We start from the raw sequence: 888 nt of genomic DNA, 5'->3' as shown, positions 1-888 counted from the left end.
ACCCCGTTCGAGTGCCCGGGCCCGGGTACCGCGCCGACCCGACAGTCGGCCGCGCAGGCCGGCGCGGCGTGGCTGGTGGCCGCGCTGAAGGCCAGCGGCAACCACGTGGGCGGCTCGGCCGACTTCGACGCCACCGTCGCCGCGGTATCCGCGCTGTCGGCGACCGGCCACCCCGCGGAGGCGGGCGCGGCGGCCGACTGGCTCGCCGCCGGCGCCAAGACGATGGCCGGCAACGACCCGGTCCGCCTCGCGTCCCTGATCCTCGCGGCCGAGGCCACCAACCGCACGATCACCACGTTCGGCGGCCTGGACCTGCTCAACCTCCTGACCGCCACCGGCCCGGCCCCCACGCCGACCCCCGACATGGCCAACCAGAGCAACACCTCGAACGGCCCGGAAGACCACACCCTGCGCGACACCATCAGCGCCGTCATCGCAGTCCTCCTGGCCGCCACATTGATCCTCGGCACGCGCCGAAGCCGCCGCGAACCGTAGCCACAACCCCGACACCCTCAACACCGGCCGGCGCGGCCTCAACCGCCGGCCGGGCTGTCATCAACCCACCCGACCCTTGAGACCACCCTTCGGCCCGTCCGACGAACGACGAACGCGGCCGGCATTTGAAGCCACTTTTCAGCCGGCCGCCATTTGACGACAAACCAGCCCCGGCCAACACTCGAAGCCACCCTCGGCCCGGCCCGACAACAACCAGCCCACCCGGCACTTGAGATCACCCTTCGGCCCAACCGGTGCGCAACCAGCCCGGCCGGCGTTCGAGGCCACCCCCAGCCCGGCCGCGCGTGCCGCCACCCCCCAGCCCGACCGGCACTTGAGGTCACCCCTCGGCCCAGCCGGTACACAACCAGCCCGGCCGGCGTTTGAGGCCAC

1 pseudogene is annotated in these 888 nt (G+C 73.2%); it reads left to right on the top strand.

The window, feature by feature from the left end:
- A pseudogene (locus tag GT354_RS33150) lies at window positions 1-495 on the top strand (hypothetical protein); the annotation flags it as partial.
- Between the last annotated feature and the right edge of the window lie 393 nt (window positions 496-888).

This window comes from Streptomyces sp. SID3343 (assembly GCF_009865215.1).
Taxonomy (GTDB): Bacteria; Actinomycetota; Actinomycetes; order Streptomycetales; family Streptomycetaceae; genus Embleya.
This window is presented reverse-complemented; position numbering and strand designations above follow the sequence as displayed.